The 823-nt window shown below is 44.1% G+C and carries 1 protein-coding gene; it reads right to left on the reverse strand.

Annotated features, from left to right (window positions below):
- The coding region (locus R7R24_RS25885) for a pilus assembly protein N-terminal domain-containing protein (protein WP_318119988.1) at window positions 1-757 on the reverse strand (757 nt) is incomplete at its 3' end.
- Window positions 758-823 lie beyond the last annotated feature (66 nt).

The raw sequence follows: 823 nt of genomic DNA on the forward strand, positions 1-823 counted from the left end.
GCACTTGGCCGATACTGTCGTTGCCACTCGCTGAAATAACCGCGACGATATCTTCTGCCGTAAAGTCCAGAATTTTGTTGACGAACTGACCAGCACCGCCAATCGACTTACCATTCGTCTCTGCGTATGACACGCCGAGTTCTGTTAAGAATGAGCTCGAAACCTCTGCAACCGTCAACTTCACATTGATTTGATCGGTAGTGAGCACTTTTAGGTTGTTGATGATATCTTCGAAAACGTAAGTAGCTGTATAGTCAAGCGGATCAACGGATTCTCCATTTGCGCCAGAAAGCTCAAAAGTGTTTCTTTGCTTACTCTTTTTCAGCATCTCGCCAACATGGCGGTAAACTTTGTCTTTGATCTCTTCGCTGCTAACAACACCATCAATGACTATTTGCTCACCAATATTGGTCAGCTTAATGTCTTCATCTGGATATCTCGCAATAATGGTTTGCTCTAAAAGTCTTAGACTCTTGGTGACTACCACTTCTGCGTTATAAATTTCGTTTCCGGCTCGATCATAAGCAATGATCGACGTTGCACCACGACCGATACCGTAAATCACGAGCTTCCCATTTGCGATTACCTTGTAGTCCGCAATTTGAGTGTCTGCGACAAATGTGGTGTCGATGTTGTGTTTTACGTTAATGGTTTTTGCTGCGGCTTTATCTAAGCTCAGTAGCTCCCCTGCGGAGACTGAAGCTGGGAGTAATAGCGCCACTCCTAATGTGACTAATAGTATATTTTTATTGAACACCCTTAATTCCCTCTCAGCTGTCGAACGCCAAGTCGATGCTCAATGAAATCGCTACTTTTCACAGAT

It is taken from the genome of Vibrio sp. 704, from assembly GCF_033339295.1.